Source organism: Kitasatospora sp. NPDC101183, assembly GCF_044767945.1.
In the GTDB taxonomy this organism is placed as follows: Bacteria; Actinomycetota; Actinomycetes; order Streptomycetales; family Streptomycetaceae; genus Kitasatospora.
On sequence record NZ_JBIWOW010000007.1, the window covers coordinates 156,552 to 171,959 of the forward strand.

17 protein-coding genes are annotated in these 15,408 nt (G+C 73.0%); 8 read left to right on the top strand and 9 right to left on the bottom strand.

Features of this window, described 5'->3' with window-relative positions:
• Positions 1-41 precede the first annotated feature (41 nt).
• Positions 42-1,724, bottom strand: coding sequence for an LCP family protein (locus tag ACIRRS_RS11730; RefSeq protein ID WP_402968367.1), 1,683 nt, complete (start codon positions 1,722-1,724; stop codon positions 42-44).
• Positions 1,721-2,074, bottom strand: a complete 354-nt coding sequence (locus tag ACIRRS_RS11735; protein WP_402968370.1) for a DUF6542 domain-containing protein — start codon at positions 2,072-2,074, stop codon at positions 1,721-1,723. Before ACIRRS_RS11735 ends, ACIRRS_RS11730 begins: the two co-directional genes overlap by 4 nt.
• Before the next feature lie 489 nt (positions 2,075-2,563).
• Between ACIRRS_RS11735 and ACIRRS_RS11740 the strand changes: the two genes are divergently transcribed.
• Positions 2,564-3,253 carry a TetR/AcrR family transcriptional regulator gene (locus ACIRRS_RS11740; protein ID WP_402968373.1) on the top strand — a complete coding sequence of 230 codons (690 nt, stop codon included), beginning with the start codon at positions 2,564-2,566 and terminating at the stop codon, positions 3,251-3,253.
• A 68-nt stretch (positions 3,254-3,321) separates the two neighbouring features.
• Here the strand turns inward: ACIRRS_RS11740 and ACIRRS_RS11745 are convergent, their stop codons facing one another.
• On the bottom strand, positions 3,322-4,014 hold the full coding sequence (locus tag ACIRRS_RS11745) for a hypothetical protein (protein WP_402968376.1): 693 nt from the start codon (positions 4,012-4,014) through the stop codon (positions 3,322-3,324).
• Positions 4,015-4,245: 231 nt separating this feature from the next.
• Positions 4,246-4,800 carry a TetR family transcriptional regulator gene (locus tag ACIRRS_RS11750; protein WP_402968379.1) on the bottom strand — a complete coding sequence of 185 codons (555 nt, stop codon included), beginning with the start codon at positions 4,798-4,800 and terminating at the stop codon, positions 4,246-4,248.
• A 193-nt stretch (positions 4,801-4,993) separates the two neighbouring features.
• Between ACIRRS_RS11750 and ACIRRS_RS11755 the strand changes: the two genes are divergently transcribed.
• From ACIRRS_RS11755 to ACIRRS_RS11765, 3 genes are all read left to right on the top strand, one after another.
• Positions 4,994-6,163, top strand: coding sequence for an MFS transporter (locus ACIRRS_RS11755; RefSeq protein ID WP_402968382.1), 1,170 nt, complete (start codon positions 4,994-4,996; stop codon positions 6,161-6,163).
• Positions 6,160-6,552: a nuclear transport factor 2 family protein gene (locus ACIRRS_RS11760; protein WP_402968385.1), complete on the top strand. Its 393-nt coding sequence runs from the start codon at positions 6,160-6,162 to the stop codon at positions 6,550-6,552. Before ACIRRS_RS11755 ends, ACIRRS_RS11760 begins: the two co-directional genes overlap by 4 nt.
• Positions 6,553-6,779: 227 nt before the next feature.
• Complete coding sequence (locus ACIRRS_RS11765; RefSeq protein WP_402968388.1) at positions 6,780-8,681, top strand: hypothetical protein; 1,902 nt, start codon at positions 6,780-6,782, stop codon at positions 8,679-8,681.
• On the opposite strand, the gene ACIRRS_RS11770 is transcribed toward ACIRRS_RS11765, so the two are convergent.
• Positions 8,670-9,566 carry a LysR family transcriptional regulator gene (locus tag ACIRRS_RS11770; RefSeq protein ID WP_402968391.1) on the bottom strand — a complete coding sequence of 299 codons (897 nt, stop codon included), beginning with the start codon at positions 9,564-9,566 and terminating at the stop codon, positions 8,670-8,672. The two genes, ACIRRS_RS11765 and ACIRRS_RS11770, sit on opposite strands and share 12 nt — an antisense overlap.
• Positions 9,567-9,722: 156 nt before the next feature.
• Here ACIRRS_RS11770 and ACIRRS_RS11775 point away from each other — a divergent pair, with 156 nt between their 5' ends.
• A complete protein-coding gene (locus tag ACIRRS_RS11775) occupies positions 9,723-10,415 on the top strand; it encodes a flavodoxin family protein (RefSeq protein ID WP_402968394.1) in 693 nt (230 codons plus the stop codon).
• Between the two features lie 37 nt (positions 10,416-10,452).
• Here the strand turns inward: ACIRRS_RS11775 and ACIRRS_RS11780 are convergent, their stop codons facing one another.
• On the bottom strand, positions 10,453-11,361 hold the full coding sequence (locus tag ACIRRS_RS11780; RefSeq protein ID WP_402968397.1) for a S41 family peptidase: 909 nt from the start codon (positions 11,359-11,361) through the stop codon (positions 10,453-10,455).
• A gap of 57 nt (positions 11,362-11,418) precedes the next feature.
• Here ACIRRS_RS11780 and ACIRRS_RS11785 point away from each other — a divergent pair, with 57 nt between their 5' ends.
• The gene (locus tag ACIRRS_RS11785; protein ID WP_402968400.1) at positions 11,419-11,931 is read left to right on the top strand and encodes an ArsR/SmtB family transcription factor; all 513 of its coding nucleotides are present in this window, start codon (positions 11,419-11,421) and stop codon (positions 11,929-11,931) included.
• A gap of 10 nt (positions 11,932-11,941) precedes the next feature.
• Here ACIRRS_RS11785 and ACIRRS_RS11790 read toward each other — a convergent pair whose 3' ends face one another.
• Positions 11,942-12,073 (bottom strand): hypothetical protein, encoded by a 132-nt coding sequence (locus ACIRRS_RS11790; RefSeq protein WP_402968403.1) that lies wholly within the window; start codon positions 12,071-12,073, stop codon positions 11,942-11,944.
• A 126-nt stretch (positions 12,074-12,199) separates the two neighbouring features.
• Between ACIRRS_RS11790 and ACIRRS_RS11795 the strand changes: the two genes are divergently transcribed.
• A complete protein-coding gene (locus ACIRRS_RS11795; protein WP_402968406.1) occupies positions 12,200-13,564 on the top strand; it encodes an SMI1/KNR4 family protein in 1,365 nt (454 codons plus the stop codon).
• A 37-nt stretch (positions 13,565-13,601) separates the two neighbouring features.
• On the top strand, positions 13,602-14,216 hold the full coding sequence (locus tag ACIRRS_RS11800) for an SUKH-4 family immunity protein (RefSeq protein ID WP_402968806.1): 615 nt from the start codon (positions 13,602-13,604) through the stop codon (positions 14,214-14,216).
• Between the two features lie 36 nt (positions 14,217-14,252).
• On the opposite strand, the gene ACIRRS_RS11805 is transcribed toward ACIRRS_RS11800, so the two are convergent.
• On the bottom strand, positions 14,253-14,453 hold the full coding sequence (locus ACIRRS_RS11805) for a DUF397 domain-containing protein (RefSeq protein WP_402968409.1): 201 nt from the start codon (positions 14,451-14,453) through the stop codon (positions 14,253-14,255).
• A gap of 11 nt (positions 14,454-14,464) precedes the next feature.
• Positions 14,465-15,355 (bottom strand): helix-turn-helix domain-containing protein, encoded by an 891-nt coding sequence (locus tag ACIRRS_RS11810; protein WP_402968412.1) that lies wholly within the window; start codon positions 15,353-15,355, stop codon positions 14,465-14,467.
• Positions 15,356-15,408: the final 53 nt, after the last annotated feature.

A 15,408-nucleotide genomic window follows, 5' to 3' on the forward strand; every position in this document is an offset into this window, starting at 1 on the left:
GAGTTCCGGGCGGGGGCGCCTTCACGCGTGGGGCCCGCGCGTCAGTAGACGCAGGGGATGCCGCCGTCCGACTGGGCGTCGACGCTGGGGCCCTGGACGGGCACGTTGGCGGCCGGGTCGCCGCCGGGCGCGGGCGCGGCGGGCTTGTCGGTCTTGTCGGCGGAGGCGCCGGTGAACGAGGTGCCCAGGACGACGGTCACGTGGTCGGCGGTGGTCGAGGCGGACTCGGTGGCCGTCACGCCGTAGCGGGCCGCGATCTGGTCGGCGGCCTCCTTGGCGCCCTTGCCGTAGGTGACCGTGGTGGTCTTGGGCTTGGAGCGGGCCGCGCCGGTGTTGCCCTCCTTGAAGCCCATCGCCACCAGCGCCTTGGACTCGGCGGTGGAGGAGACCCCGGCGGCGGTGGAGGCGTTGTAGACGTCCACGGTCGCGGGGGAGGCCGCCTTGGGCGGGGCCGTGGTGGTGGCGGCGGCGGGCGCCGGGGCGCTCGGGGTGTCGGTGGCGCCCCCGGCCGGGGCGGCCGCGTCGGCGTAGCCGAAGATCTGCTTGACGACCTTCTGGATCTTGGACGGGGTCACCAGGTTCACGTCCTGGCCGTTCTTGCGCCCGAAGCCGTCGAAGGTGAGCGTGTTGAACTCGACGTTGCCGCCGGTCAGGGCCGGGGCCTGCTCGGCGAAGTCGAGGACGTTCCACTCGTTGTCGATCACCAGGTCCTTCTGGATGACGCCGAACAGGCCCTTGAGCTTGCCGATGTCGCTGATGATGCCGTCCTGCTTGAGCTTGTGCACGACGGAGGAGATGAAGGCCTGCTGGCGGTGGGTGCGGGCGAAGTCGCCGGTGTTGCCGTCCGGGCCGTCCAGGTTGTGGCGCTGGCGGACGAAGGAGAGCGCCTGGGAGGCGTTGAGCTTGTTGATGCCCTTCTTGAAGTCCGCGCCCGAGCCCTGGCCCTCGATGGCCGGGTCCTTGGTGTCGTGGGTGAGGCAGACCTCGATGGGCTCGACCTGCTTGGCGATGTCGTAGAAGCCCATCAGGTTGACTTCGGCGACGTGGTCGATCGGCTGGTTCAGGAAGGTCTGGACGGTGCGGATGGTCGCGGCGCGGCCGATGTCGCGGCCGGCCTTCTCCAGGTCGGCGCCCTTGAGGCCCTTGGCGCGCAGGCCGGAGTCCGCCTTGTCCTTGGCGTTGCCGTACGCCTCCTTGATCTTGCCCATGCCCATCTCGGTGCCGTCGCCCTTGTACGTCATCACGTAGTCGTCGCGCGGGATGGAGACGGCCTGCACCTTGCCGCCGTTCGCCGGTATGTGCAGCAGGATCAGGGAGTTGGTGTTGTAGCCGCCGACGTCGGAGCTGTGCCCGGCGTGCAGCTCGTCCTGGATGAACTGCCCGGGGATGTCCGAGCCGTCCATGTTCTTGCGGCTGTCGAGGCCGATCAGGAGCAGGTTGACCGAGTTGTCGAGGTGCTTGGGGGCGTCCTTCTTGGTCTCCGAGATGGCGTTGGAGGTGGTCATCCCGTCGGTGAGGGAGGTCACCTCGTACCAGGCCACCCCGCTGGCGGCGAAGACCGCGAACCCGGCGGTGCAGGCGATCGTCCGCCCGGCGACCAGCAGCGGGGAGCGGCGGCGCGCGGGGGGCGCCGTACGGCGGGCGGCGCGGCGGCCCTCGGGCTGCTCGGGGCCGCCGTTGGTCTCGCCGCCGTCGGCCTCGCTGCGGTCGGCGTGCTCACTCATGCCTGCTGCCTCCTGCGGTTGCGGATCGCCCGGACCGCGATCACCAGGACGGCCGCGGTCGCGGCCTGCGCCATCACGGGGAACCCGTGCACCAGCCACTTGGCCGCGCCGGTGGCCAGGGCCTTGCCCTGGTACTTGTCGCGGTTGGCGAGCAGTTCGACGACGGCCGTCACGCCGAGGACCACCACGGGCGAGCAGGCCAGGACCCACCACCAGCCCCTGCGGGTGCAGACGGCCGCGGCGGCGCCGGTGCCGAGCACCGCGCACAGGGCGAACGCCCAGCCCACGCCGGGGCCGGAGGCCTCGTCGATGCCGGCGCCCACGAGCGGCAGGCCGAGGGCCAGCAGCACGGGGACGGCGGCGGCGCCGGGGGAGCGCCGGGGGGCGGGCGGCTGGGCGGCCCTGCCCGGCGATGTCGGTCCGGAGGAACGCCGGGGCGCCGGCGGCTCGGCGGGTCTGCCCGCCGCCCGTCGCCGTTGTCCCTGCTCGGACGTCCGTCCTCGCTGCCCCGCCACGTACTCACCCCCGGAAGGTTCCGCGTCCCCACGCGCCGGTCGGCGCCGTCGCCGGGAGCCGTGCGAACCACGGTTGCGGCGCTGCCATTTCTGGACGCCGTTGTCGGCCGGCCGGTTCCCGCGGCGGTTTCCCGCCGCCGATCGGGGGCAGGCCCGTTTTCGGATTTCCTCTACACGGGTGTAGAGATCACACGCAGCATAGAGCACAGCTGTTCGGTGACAAGCCCCGGTCGTCCGGGGCAGGGACAAGGTACACCGGCCGGTTCACGTGCCGTCCGGCGGGCGGGCGGGCGGCCGGGACGGACGGATCGTGGGAGCGAAGTCGTGGGAACGAAGGAGAGCGGTGTGACGGCGACGGGCGGGGCGAGACGGCCGGAGAAGCGCAGGGCCATCACGGAGGCCGCGACGCGGGTCTTCGGGCGGGAGGGGTTCGTACGGGCCAGCATGGACGCCATCGCGGCGGAGGCCGCCGTGTCCAAGCGCACGGTCTACAACCACTTCGCCGACAAGGAGACCCTCTTCCTGACGGTGGCGCTGCAGAGCGCGGCGGAACTGACCCTGCGGCTGGAGCGGTTGGCCGCCGCACGGCTGGACGCGGCGGGGGAGGAGGGCGCCGCCGTGCGCGAGGCCCTGGCCGCCTTCGCCGCGGAGCGGGCCCGCGCGCTGCTGGCCTCGGGCGAGCACGGCGCCGTCGCCCGGGCGATCCGCGCCGAGGTGGTGAACATCCCCGCCGACGTGCTGGAGGCCTGGCTGGAGGCGGGCCCCGACGCCGAACGGCGCGCCCTCGCGGCCCGCTTCGCCGTCTGGGCGCGGCGCGGACTGCTGACGGCGGACGAGCCGGAGCTGGTCGCCGAGCGCTTCACGCTGCTCACGTACCAGGGCGTGGCCGAGCGCTCCTTCTGGGGCGCGCTGCCGGTGCCGGAGGAGGCGGTGGAGCGGACGGTCGCGGCCGGGGTGGACGCCTTCTGGCGCCTGCACGGCGCGGAGGCCGTACGGGAGGTGGCGGCGCTGTGACGCGCGCGGGGCGGGGAGGCGGGGCCGCCTGCCCCTCCTCCCCGCCCTGCGGTGTCCTGCCGTGTGGCTTACTTCCAGTTCAGGCCCTTGCCCAGGGTGTACGGGTCGCCCCAGTACTCGGCGCCCGCGACCTTGGAGGCCTCCGGCGCCAGGGCCAGCACGCAGGAGGTCACCGACTTGCCGTTGGTGAAGCCGCTCGGGAAGGAGTTGTTCGGGCACTTGGCGAACTTGCCGATGATCGACACCTGGTTGGCCTCGGTGCCGTCCGCGAGCAGGCCCTTCATCTGGGTCAGGCTGGCGAAGGACATGTCGGTGGAACCGGTGTTGGTCACCTTGAAGTTGATGTAGTAGGGCACCTGGCCCTTCGCCTTGTCGCCGAGGTTGAGCGGGGCCAGGTCGGCCGCCTCGCCCTTGGTGATGTCGGTGACGACGAGGGACACGGCGCCCTCGGTCTTGCCGTACTTGTACGGGAACTGGATCGGCTCGCCGATCTTGACCGTGGTGCCGGCCGCCGGGGCCGCGCCGCCGCCGGTCGCACCGCCCGTGGTGCCTCCGGTGGCCGGGGCGGCGGAGGTGGCCGGGGCCGCCGGGGTGGTGGGCGCCGCGGTCGGCACGGCGGCGGTGGTGGGCGCGGCCGGCGCGGTGGTGGCGGCGGTGTCGCCGTTCGAGGCGTCGTCGTTGCAGGCGGTCAGGCTCAGGGCGCTGACGGCGGCCAGGGCGGCGATCGCCAGGGTGCGGCGGTGTGTGGAGATGTGCTTCAAGTGACGTCCCCCGTCTCGTGGGGCCGCAGGGTCGCGGCCTCCGGGGACGTTCTTAGCGCACTCTCATCCGTCGGCGCCATGCGGTCCGTCCCGTTTTGGCGCGGTCGTGACGACTCTCTCGCATGATCGTGACAAGCGATGCCGAGTCGTGATCTGCCAGGTCAGACGGCTTGTGGACGCACGATCGGCCTGCGCGGGGGCGGTCCGGGCCGGTCGCGGAGGTGGTCCGGGTCAGTCGGCGGGGAGGGCGCGGACGGCGCGGGAGACGTCGGTGCGCAGGCGGTCGAGGTCCTCGTCCGGGCCGAGGATCATGCGGCGGACCTGGGGCATGGCGAGGCTCCAGCCGACCAGGCCGAGGGCGAGGAAGAGGCGGGTGCGCGGGTCCTCCCCGCCCTCGGCGGTGCGGACGGCCTGGAGCTTGTCCTGGTAGTGGCGGGTGCGGGTGTCCTCGCCGGGGACGGGCCGGTCGCCCAGTTCGAGGGCCTCCCACAGGAGCAGGCGCAGGGCCTCGGGGCGGGCGCGGTGGTAGTCGAAGAGGCGCTCGGCGTAGGCGGGGAGGTCGTCGTCGCCGGGCGGGACGGCCTCGGCGAGGTCGCTCATCAGGCGTTCGAGGACGGCGGCGAAGAGGCCGTCCTTGTCGCCGAAGTAGTCGTAGATGGCCCGCTTGTTGGCCTGGGCGGCGGCGGCGATGCGGTCCACGCGGGCGCCCGCGACGCCGTGGGCGGCGAACTCGGTGGCCGCGGCGGTGAGGATGCGCTCTTTGGTCGCTGTGGAGTCGTACGCCATGGGGCCATGGTAGCCGGGGTGGGAACGAACCGGTTCGTTCTCGATTGACGGGCGGGCGGAGGTCTGTCAGTCTCGTTCTCGTCGTTCCGAACCATCCAGTTCGTTCGGTTGGAGTCCTTCCGTGTCTTCCACGTCCCGAACCGCCCCGCCTCCGGCCACGGGTTCAGCCACAGGCGGGAGGCTGCCGCTGCTGATGGCCCTGGCCTGCGGCGTCAGCGTCGCCAACGTCTACTTCCCGCAGGCCCTCACCCCGCTCGTCGCCGACGCCTTCGGCATCACCTCGGACGCCGCCGCCGGCGTCGTCACGCTCACCCAACTCGGGTACGCCGCAGGGATCTTCCTGCTCGTCCCGCTCGGCGACCGGCTGCCCCGGCGCCCGCTCGTCACCGCCCTGCTCGCCCTCACCGGCCTCGCCCTGCTCGCCGCGGGCCTCGCCCCCTCCACCGGCGCCCTCGTCACCGCCGGCGCCGTGGTCGGCGTCGCCACCGTCGTGCCCCAGCTGCTGCTGCCCATGGCCGCCGGCCTCGTCGCCCCCGAGCGGCGCGGCTCCGTCATCGGCACCCTCCAGGGCGGCCTCATCGGCGGCATCCTGCTCGCCCGCACCTTCGGCGGCGTCCTCGGCGAACACCTCGGCTGGCGCGCCCCGTACCTCGTCGCCGCCGCGCTCACCGGCCTGCTCGCCCTCGTCCTCGGCCTCGCCCTGCCCGCCGTACCGCCCGCCACCCGCGACCGGTACCCGACCCTGCTCGCCGACACCCTGCGGCTGCTGCGCGACGAACCCGCCCTGCGCCGCTCCGCCCTCTACCAGGCCACCCTGTTCGCCGGGTTCAGCGCCGCCTGGACGGCCCTCGCCCTCCTGCTCACCGGCCCGCACTACCGGATGGACGCCCAGGCCGTCGGCGTCCTCGCCCTCATCGGCGCCGCCAGCATGCTCGGCGCCCCCGCCGCCGGCCGCCTCGTCGACCGCGACGGCCCCGACCGGGTCAGCACCTGGTGCATGGCCGCCGTCCTGGCCGCCGCGGCCGTCCTGGCGCTCGGCACGGCGGGCGGCGCGCTCGGCCTCGCCGCCCTCGCGGCCGGACTGCTGCTGCTCGACGTGGCCGTGCAGTGCAGCCAGGTCGCCAACCAGGCCCGCATCTTCGCGCTGCGGCCACAGGCGCGCAGCCGGCTCAACACCGCCTACATGACCTGCTCGTTCCTCGGCGGCAGCGCCGGCTCCTGGCTCGGCGTCCGCGCCCACGCGCTGCTCGGCTGGCCCGGCGTCTGCGGCCTCGTCGGCCTCGCCGCCGGGTGCGCGCTCACCGTCCACCTCGTCCGTACGTCCGTCACCGTCACCCCCGCGATCAAGGAGGCCGTCCGATGACCTTCCCCGCCATGCCCGCCGCCGTCCTGCAGTTCTTCCGCGCCTCCCAGGAGGCCGACGCCGACACCTGGGCCGCCTCCTTCACCGAGGACGGCGTCTTCCACGACCCGATCGGGACGGACCCGATCACCGGCCGCGACGCGATCCGCGACTTCATCGCCGGCATCGTGCCCAACTTCCAGCCCTTCCTCGGCCTCACCCCGATCGAGGCGCACACCGTCGGCCGTCACGTCGCCGTCTCGTGGCGGGGGGCGGTGGTGGCGCTGGACGGCAGCCCGGTGAACTGGTCGGGCATCAACGTGTACGAGCTGGACGAGGGGAGCGGGCTCATCCGGGAGGCGAAGGCGTACTTCAACAGCGCGATCTTCAGCGCCCAACTCGCGAGCTGAGCAGGGCTGCCGGCCACTCCCGGCCTCGCCCCCTCGCCCCTTGCCCGAGCCGGGCGAGGGGCGAGGGGCTTTGTCGGTGAATCTTCCCGTCGGGCGGGTCGGCATTATCGGTGAATCGATCCTCCGGGTGGGCGGAACCCCCGATCGCCGCCCCCGGCCCGACCCCCGGTGCCAGAGTGCGCTTCCGGACGCCCCGTTCGGCGGGGCCGGGTGGGAGCGGTGGGGCGATGGGGCGGGACGTCGTACGGGAGTCCGCGCGGGCGGGGCGGCTGGTGGTGTGGGAGGAGTCGGCGCGGGACGGCGCGCAGGCGAAGACGCTGATGCCCGCCGCCGTCCGGGCGCGGCTGGCGCGGGAGCAGGGCCGGGTGTTCGGCGAGGACGGCCCCCGGCACGTGGTGTTCGCGGCGGGGTTCCCGGCCGTGTGCGCCGAGGAGTTCGAGGCGGTGCGCCGCGTCGCCGTGGAGGCGGAGGGCGCGGTCTCCGTCGCGGCGGTGTGCCGGGGAAGGGCGGCGGACGTACGGCAGGCGGTGGCCGCCGTCCGGGGCAGCGCGCACGCCCGCGTCATGGTGGTCGTCCCCGCCTCCGAGGCGATGGCCTCGACGATGACGCACCGCACGGCCCGCGAGGCCCTGGACGCGGCGGTCGCCCTGATCGGTGAGGCCCGGGCCGTGGACGACCGGGTCGCCGTCGACCTCTGCCTCGCCGACGCCTCCCGCGCCGACCACGGCCTCATGGCCGACGCCGCGGCCGACTTCACCGCGGCCGGAGCGGGCGTCGTGGTGCTCGCCGACACGGTCGGGCTCCAACTCCCCTCCGACGCCGCCGACATGTTCACCCGCGTACGGGCCGGGGCCGGCCACGACACCGTCCTCGCCTCCCACCTGCACAACGACCTCGGCCTCGGCCTCGCCAACACCCTGGAGGCCCTGCGCGCGGGCGTGCGGGTCGCGGCCACGTCCTGGCTGGGCATCGCCGAGCGCAGCGGCATGGCCGCCACCGAGCAGCTGCTCCTCCTGCTCGCCCAGGACGGCGACCGCGCCGCCCGGCTGCTCGGCCCCGACGCCGAGCGCCTCTGGTGGACGGCCCCGGACCTGACCGCGCTGCCCCGCCTCGCCGCCCTGGTCTCCGGGGCGACCGGCGTGCCGCTGGGCGTCACCACCCCCGTCGTCGGCACCGGGGTGGGCACCATCTCCACCGGCACGCCGTTCGTCCACCCGGAGCTGTTCCAGCCCTACGACCCGCAGGCCGTCCTCGGCACGGCCCCGCGCGTGGTGCTCACCCAGCTGGCCAGCGCCCGCGTCGTCCGGGCGGTCGCGGCCCGGCTCGGCCACGACCTCGACCACGACGAGGAGCGGACGGCCGCCGCGCTGGCCTGGGTGAAGGCCCGCGCCTTCCGTACGGGCCGGGCGGTCGTCGAGGACGCGGCGTTCGCGGCCTTCCTCGACGGCGCCTCCGACGCCGACCTCGGCACCGTCGACGCGGACGCCGCCCGCGCAGCCCTGCGCGAAGGGGCGGTGGCGCTGCCGAACCCGGCCCCGCTGACCTTCGTCGTCGCGGGCGCCGACCCGCGCGCCGTCAACACGGCCAAGGGCCGCCCCGCCGACCAGGCCGTCGCCCTGTGGGCCCACGACCCGGGCGTCCTCGCCGAGCTCGACACCGTCCTCGGCCTGGAGCCCGGCCTCGCCGCCGTCGCCCGGCGCCTCCTCGTCGAGGAGCGGGTGACGCTCCTCCTCCCGCTGCGCCCCGACGCCGCCCCGCCCGCCTGGCTGGCCCCCGCCACGCGCGACGGCTGGACGCTGCTCTTCGGCGCCCGCTGGGCCCCGCTGCTGCCCGTGCTCGCCGACCACCCCGTCCTGTACGTGAGCAGTGCCAACCGCACCGGCCGTGCCCCGGCGGCGACGGCCGCCGGGGCGGCGGAGCTGGGCGTGCCCGTGCTGGGGCCGGGCTCGCTGCCCGGGGCCACCGGGGCGGGCTCCGGGACGGGCAACGCGGCCCGGGCCGCGACCACCACGCTGCGGCTGCACCCGGACGGGCGGCTCGACCTGCACCGGGCGGGCGCGCAGGACCGGGCGCACGGCGGCGCCGGGTACCTGGAGCACGTGCGCGCCGTGTACGGGCTACCCGGCTGAGGCCTCCGAGGCTTCCAGCAGCAGGTCGCGGAGGGCGGCGGCCGTCTCGGAGGGCTCGGGCGGCGTGAGGATGACCTGGTCGGCGGTGGTGGACGGCCCGGTCAGCGGGACGACCCGCAGGCCGGGCGGCCGGTGGTCGAGCGCGGACTCGACGGTGATGCCGATGCCCGTCCCGGCGGCGACATGGGCGGCGATGTCGTGCACGCTGCCGGCGGTCCGGATGATCCGCAGGTCCGCCCCGCCGATCCGGAAGGCGGCCAGGAGGCGGTCGCAGAGGCCGCTGTTGATCTGGTGCGGCCAGGTGAGCAGGTCGGAGGCGGACAGCTCGCAGGCGCTCAACTCGGCGCGCTCGGCGAGGGGGTGGGCCTCCGGTACGAGCGCCATGAACCGCTCGGTGGACAGCACCCGCGCCCGTACGCCGGTGATGCCGTCCGTCGCCCAGCCGATGCCCAGGCCGATCGACTCCGTTCGCACGGCGGTGAGTTGGGCCGTGGTCGGCATCGGCTCGGGGACGATCGTCACGTCCGGGAACCGCTCGCGCAGCCGGGGCAGGCAGCGCAACAGCAGGTGGTAGCAGGTGTATTCGGCGTGCGCGACGACGAGTGTGGTGGAGGCGCCCTCCCCGGCGGCGAGGGCGCGGCCGCGCTGCTGGAAGCGGCGTAGCTGGGCGAGGGCGGCGTGCGCGTCGGGCAGGAGCGCCTCCCCGAGGTCGGTGAGCGAGACGCGGCGGCTGGTGCGGTGGAACAGCCGCCCGCCGAGGCCGCCCTCCAGTCGCCGTACGGCCTCGCTGACGGTGGGCTGCCCCCGGTGCAGGCGGGCGGCGGCGCGGCCGAAGTGCAGCTCCTCGGCGACGGCGACGAACGCCTCCAGCTCGATCCTGTCCATGGGGGCCAGGCTAGGCCCTCTCGCGGCGATCGATCGGTTCCACCGATCGCTGCGCGCCGAAGTTCGGCGTTGATGGCGGGGCGGGGGCGGGCTGAGATGAGTGGGCAGGCAGTTGATCCCACGATTGATCCCACGATTCGGAAGCAGTGAACGCCGATGTCAGCGCACCAGAACACCCCTACCGTCACCGTGGCCGTGGTCTACCACTCGCTGCACGGCCACACCCGCGTCCTTGCCGAGCACGTCGCGGCGGGGGCCCGGGCCGTCCCGGGCGCCGAGGTGCACCTGATCGGGCTCCGCGCGGAGGACGTCAACGCGGGCCGCTGGCGCGACGACGAGGTGATGGCGTTGCTCGACCGCGCCGACGCCGTCGTCTTCGGCAGCCCGACGCTGATGGGCGGAGTGTCGGCGGTGTTCAAGGCCTTCATGGAGCAGGCCTTCCACCCGTTCCTCCGGCAGGGCTGGAAGGACAAGCTCGCCGGCGGCTTCACCATGTCCGCCTCGCAGAGCGGCGACAAGATGACCGTCCTGGAGCAACTCGTCGTCTTCGCCACCCAGATGGGCATGCCGTGGATCGGCCTCGGCGACCTCCCCGGCAACAACTGGAGCGGCGGCACCCGCGACGACATCAACCGCCTCGGCTCCTTCCTCGGCCTGATGAGCCAGAGCCACGGCGACCTCGACGCCGACCAGGCCGCCTCCCGGGGCGACCTGATCACGGCGGAGCGCTACGGCGAGCGCATCGCGACCCTCACCCAGCGCTGGGTCAACGCCGTCCCGTTCGAGACCGTGCGGATGACGGAGCACGAGTACCGGGCCCTGTCGGCCTCGCTGCGCGAGGCCGTCTAGGTCGGCAGGGGGAGGGCCCGCCCGGGCGGGGCGGTGGTCACTGCCGTTCGGACGCCAGGAGCAGGGCGCGGTCGAGGGCCGACCCGGCGTCGCAGGGGACGTCGGGTCGGACGCCCGTACCCTCCCAGTTGGTGCCCGAGACCGGGTTGACCGCGCGGCCGACGGGCACGCTGAGCTCCAGGTGCGGGTGGACCGTCCAGCCCTCGCGCGGGTGGGCGCCGCCGCGGGTGGTCTCGCCGACGATCTCGGCGCGCCCGAGCTGCTGCAGGTCGTAGGCGAGCTCCTCGGCCGCGGAGAAGGTGTTCCCGCTCGTCAGCACGTAGAGCGGCTTGCTGCCGCCGAAGCGGTCGCCCGGGACGAACGGGGGCGTCCAGGACTGCTCGGCCACCTCTCCCTGCCGCCAGAGCATGGTGTTGAGGTGGGTACGGCGGTCGAGCAGGTAGCCGCAGATGAAGGCGACCGTGTCCGGGTCGCCGCCGGTGTTGCCGCGCAGGTCCAGGATGAGAGCGCGGGCGGGGGCCACCAGGGAGAGAGCCGCCGCGAGCGGCTGTGCCGCCCAGTCCAGCGGGAAGACCTTGGGCCCGATCTCCAGGACGGCGACGCCGTGGTCGAGGAGCTGCACGCGCGGCACGCCGCTCAGGTTGGCGTCGAAGTCCCTCCGCATCGCGGCGAGCACGGCCGCGCCCTGCTCGCGCGGCACCTGCTCGGCATGGTGCTTGAGGGCCAGGTGCAGGTCCCCGTTGACGGATCGCAGGTCGGCGGTGACGGCCTGCGCCAACTCCTCGGCGGAGGTGGTCCGGTAGCCGCCCTCGGCGCTCCTGGTCCGTATCAGGGAGGCGAGTTGACGGGCGACGTCGGGGAAGACGTAGTTCCCGGCGACGAGTTCGGCGATCGACTCGGCGAGGGCGACGGTGTCCAGTGCGGGTGACGCGGTGGTGGAGGTCATGGCAGGGAGTAGACCAGCGGCCTTGCAAAAGCGTCAATCACACTTAACGCTTGATCTGTGAGCCACGAACCCGACGAAGACGTCCAGCGGATCAGCACCTCCGACCAGCACACCGCACTCGCCCACCCGACGCGCCAGCGCCTGCTGTTCGCCCTGAGCGGCGGACCGTCCACGATCAGCCGCCTCGCCGTGCAACTGGGGGTGAACAAGGGCAGCGTCTCCCACCACCTCAAGGTGCTGTGCGAGGCGGGGCTCGTCCAGGACGCGGGAACGCGAACGGTGCGCGGCGGAACCGAGAAGTACTACCGCCGGAGCGCCGAGCGACTCGCCGTCGCCCACCCGCGGGCCGACGGAACGGCCGCACTGTTCGGCGCCGTCGCCCAGGAGCTGGACCGCTCTCCCGTCGGCCACCTCCTGACCCTGCGCCACATCCACCTCAGCCCGGCCAAGGCGGCGCGGCTCGCCAAGGCGCTGGCCGCACTGGTCGACGAGACGGAGGAGGACCCGGAGGGCGAGCCGGTGCACGGCCTCCTGGTGACGCTCTACCAGCAGGCCGGGAGCGGGCGTTGACGGCGTCGTCCTACCCTTCCTCTTTCTCCTCGTCCTCCTGCGGTACGGGCGGAGGCAGCGGCATCCGCTTCGGCCCCGGGCCGCCGCGCCGCCGCTGCTCCCGCCACCGGCCCTGGCGCTCGGGCGGGATCGTGCCGCTCATGAGGTCCTCCGCTCGTGGGTGCGGTGATCGAGCACCCATCATCCCGCTCGTGGGGGTGTCGGTGACGGTCGGTACGGTCCTTGGGACCGCATACGTACGACAGTCTCACCGGCCCGGAGGACAGCTGTGTCCGCACTCCACGCATTCGCCACCTGGGAACCGCTGCTGAGGCTCTTCCGGGCCGAGTACGCCGACCACTTCGCCGTCGCCGCCGGGCGCGTGACGGGGGAGATCAGCACGACGGGGTGGAGCGGCATCGGCCTTCGGGACCGGGAGGCCTTGAGCCGGGCCGCCGAGCTGGTGCAGCGGTCCCTCGCAGGCTCGGAAGCGCCGGACGTGAGGTTCGCGGCGGACATCGAGCCGGACGGGCGGACGACGCTGCACGTGTTCGAGTCCAGTTCGGCGGTGACGCCCGAGTACGGCTTCTCGGGCCTGGGCACGATCCGCCTGGTCGACGGCGCCGTGCCCGAGCCGTGGCGCCGCCTCCCCGGTCCGACGCCGGCGGCGGTGCCGGCGCCGTCCGCGGACCCGGCGCTGCTGGAGCGGACGCTCCGGGAGCGGCTCCCCGACGCCGTCGGGGCGACGGAGGAGGAGATCGCGGCGGCGGAGGAACGCCTCGGCGTCACGCTGCCCGAGGAGCTCAAGGCGTTCTACCGCGTGACGAGGGTGAGCCCGAGCGGACTGGACGGTTCGTGGGAGGACTGGGAGGCCGCCCACGCGGAGTCGCAGGAGGCCGGTGATGCGGTGGGCTGCGAACTCGGAAACCTGGAGGGCCTGTTCATTGCCGACGCGGCCATGCGGGCGCCTCGGTGGAGGTCCGGGGCGACCGAGGCGGTGCGCACCCCGCCGGATGCCGTGGTCCAGGGGCTGGCAGGCTCGCCGGGCTGGATCGGCTTCGGAACCAACGGCGGTGACATCTTCGCGATCGACCTGACGCCCGGCCCGCGCGGGCACCTCGGGCAGGTCATCCTCATCGACCACGAGTGCAGCTTCGGAGCCGAGCCGTACGGCGAGTCCCTGACGGAGATGGTGCTGAACCAGTTCGAACGCACGTGTCGGGTGGCCGAGGTCGAGGAGCCGGAGCTGCCGCTCGGCGTGCGGGTCGGTGCCGGGTTCGAGCCGGCCGACCTCACGGCCGCCGCCCATCCGGATCTGGAGGTCGTGGAGATCTTCCGAGGGGGAGGGGAGCCCCTCAGCCTCGCCCCCATCGCCGGGCTGCCACGGGTGCGGACCCTCAAGGCGAGCCCCGGCGCGCTCGCCGACCCGTTGGAGGTGGCTGCTCTGCCGGCGCTGGAGTACCTGGCGGTGGGGACGGGGGAGTGGCGTGCGCTGTTGGACGCGGGGGCGGTGCCCCGGGGTCTGGTGGCGGCGAGCGTCGAGGCGGGGAGGGACGAGGACGTCGTGGGGGTCGTGGGGGTGGCGAACGAGTTGCTGGCGCTGTGGGGGCGGCCGTTGATCGTTCACACGGTGGTCGGTGGTGAGGTGGGGTGAGGTCTGGTTGGGTGGCGGGGTGTTGAGTAGCGAAGAGGTGCGGGGGAAGGCCGTTACGGCCTTCGGGGATTGGGCGATGTGCCGACTGGAGTCGGCGGAGGTCGGGGGAGGGATCGGGCACGAGCCGACGCGGCGGTTCCTGGAGGAAGTGGGGGTGCCGCTGAGGGCGCCGTTCTTCCAGTTCGATGTTGAGTTCCTGGACCGGCCGGTGGTGCTGGGGGAGTACGCCTCCGAGGCGGCCGGGGAGTGGGGGCGGCTGCTCAGGATCGGGCACAGCGCAGATTCGGAGTCGCTGTGGCTGGACCCGGAGAGCGGTGTGGTGCGCTGCTTCCCGCTCGGTTGGGAGAAGGTGCCGAGCGTGGTGAACGGAGGGGTCGCTGAACTCGTGACGTTCCTCGCGGAGATCGAGCGGCAGAGGTTCCACAAGGGCGTGCCGCTCGACGAGTTGGAGGACGACGAGCTGGCGTACGAGCTGCTGGAGGAGATGACCGAGCAGCTGATGGACCTCGACCCAGCGGCGTTCGAGGGGGAGAGCCCGTGGGGCGGCTGGCTCGATGATCCCCTTGCCTGGGGCGGGTTGGAGTGGGAGTGGGACTCCGAGGCCGAGGAGTTCCTGAAGGAACGCGGCATCGCCCTCCCCGCCCAGGACTGAAACGAGGCCCGCTCGCCGCCCCGGCGAGCGGGCCGTTCAGGCGTGGCTGTCGAGTTCGCCAGCCTTGGCGCTGAGGATGAGGTCGCGGAGCTGGTGAGTTGCGGTGGTGATCACGATGCCGGGCTCGTCGGACTCGCGAAGGTGGCGGACGCCTTCAGTGTCGACCGCGAGTTCCATGCAGTTGCCGCCTGCGTTCGAGCCGCTGAACGATGACTTCTGCCAATGGAGTCCGGACATCGGAGCGCCTTTCAAACTTGCAACAGATAGAGGAGATGTCGAATCAGTCCCCACGAGTCGCGGGACGAAAGCGTGGTCAGGGACTGATTCGTGTCGACTGGCGGCAGGGCCAGCTCAGTCAACTGGTTGAAGGTCCTTCGGTAGGTCTGGATCGATTGCTGGTCGCCAAGATACTCGGTGTGGCTTGGGTGATCCACGACGACGGTGGAGAGCTCCGGAGCCCCGGGGTCGAATAGGACGAACGGGCCGGTCGAAGGCGGCTTCTGCGTGATGGTGAACGGCAGGACTTGAATGCTGACGTTCGGCAGCTCTGAAATCTCCAGCAGATGTACGAGCTGTTCTCGCATGGCCACATCGCCAGCGAATCGCATTCGCAACGCTGTCTCGTGGATGACGAATCGGAACTCGCGGCGTGGCAAGTCTGTGAGAATGCGCTGCCGCCGCTTCCGGAACTCGATTTCAGCTGCGGCGTCCAGCTTTCGATCCTGACCGGCATCCGCGTAGATCGCTTCGATGTAGGCGGGTACTTGGAGTAGCCCAGGCACGTAGAAGGTCTCGAAGTTGTCGATAGAGGCCGCGCTGTGGTCGGCCTCTGCGAGGTCGAGTAGCAGTGGGTGGACTCGGTCCGCGAAGTCGGACCACCAGCCCTTCCCGTTGCTCCGCCCCATGTCGGCGAACTTGACGCGGAAGCTCGGGTCCGTGCAGCCGTAGGCGTCGAGCCAGATCTCAAGGCGCTCCGAGTTGAGGGTGATCCGACCGGCCTCGGTGTGGCTCACCGCCGGACCCTTCATCCCCACCAGGGCTCCCGCCTCCGGCGCTGACAACCCTGCTGCCGTGCGCAGGCGTTGGAGTTCCTCGCCGAAGCGTCGTTGCCGTTGGCTGATCGGTCCTTTGTATGCCACTACCGGTCCCTCCTCATCGGTGCAGTGTTTCGCAAGGGGTGAGCTGCTCGCCA

Bases quoted from the DNA above. Each gene is read 5' to 3' on its own strand.
- ACIRRS_RS11750 (WP_402968379.1), bottom strand. From the start codon at position 4,800: ATGGCGTACGACTCCACAGCGACCAAAGAGCGCATCCTCACCGCCGCG.
- ACIRRS_RS11790 (WP_402968403.1), bottom strand. From the start codon at position 12,073: ATGAGCGGCACGATCCCGCCCGAGCGCCAGGGCCGGTGGCGGGAGCAG.
- ACIRRS_RS11780 (WP_402968397.1), bottom strand. From the start codon at position 11,361: ATGACCTCCACCACCGCGTCACCCGCACTGGACACCGTCGCCCTCGCC.
- ACIRRS_RS11765 (WP_402968388.1), top strand. From the start codon at position 6,780: ATGGGGCGGGACGTCGTACGGGAGTCCGCGCGGGCGGGGCGGCTGGTG.
- ACIRRS_RS11775 (WP_402968394.1), top strand. From the start codon at position 9,723: ATGTCAGCGCACCAGAACACCCCTACCGTCACCGTGGCCGTGGTCTAC.
- ACIRRS_RS11760 (WP_402968385.1), top strand. From the start codon at position 6,160: ATGACCTTCCCCGCCATGCCCGCCGCCGTCCTGCAGTTCTTCCGCGCC.
- ACIRRS_RS11755 (WP_402968382.1), top strand. From the start codon at position 4,994: ATGGCCCTGGCCTGCGGCGTCAGCGTCGCCAACGTCTACTTCCCGCAG.
- ACIRRS_RS11770 (WP_402968391.1), bottom strand. From the start codon at position 9,566: ATGGACAGGATCGAGCTGGAGGCGTTCGTCGCCGTCGCCGAGGAGCTG.
- ACIRRS_RS11805 (WP_402968409.1), bottom strand. From the start codon at position 14,453: ATGTCCGGACTCCATTGGCAGAAGTCATCGTTCAGCGGCTCGAACGCA.
- ACIRRS_RS11730 (WP_402968367.1), bottom strand. From the start codon at position 1,724: ATGAGTGAGCACGCCGACCGCAGCGAGGCCGACGGCGGCGAGACCAAC.